The organism is Martinezella calliandrae (genome assembly GCF_030272695.1).
Lineage (GTDB): Bacteria > Pseudomonadota > Alphaproteobacteria > Rhizobiales > Rhizobiaceae > Rhizobium > Rhizobium calliandrae.
The window spans coordinates 1-298 of sequence record NZ_JARFYN010000249.1; the positions used below are offsets into that span (position 1 = coordinate 1).

Annotated in this window: 1 protein-coding gene; it reads right to left on the bottom strand. The window is 63.1% G+C overall.

Annotation, left to right across the window (positions count from 1 at the left end):
• Nucleotides 1–298, bottom strand: a 298-nt coding sequence (locus PY650_RS36965) for an AMP-binding protein (RefSeq protein WP_285885070.1), incomplete at both ends; no start/stop codon positions are given.

The window sequence follows — 298 nt, forward strand, 5'->3', positions numbered from 1 at the left end:
TGTGGTGCTGCATCCTCAAGAACCTGCCCCAACCGGGCGCTCGGATAGGCCGGATCGAGCGGCAGATAGGCGCCGCCCGCCTTGAGGATCGCCAGAACCGCGACGACCATGGCCGGACTGCGCTTCAGGCAGATCGCCACCGGCTGATCCGGCCTGACCCCAAGCGCGATCAGATGATGCGCCAAGCGGTTGGCCTGCGCATTGAGTTCGCCATAACTCAGCTCTTCGTCCTCATGAACCACCGCCACCGCATCGGAGGCCTTTTGCACCTGCTGTTCGAACAGTTCGTGGATGCACT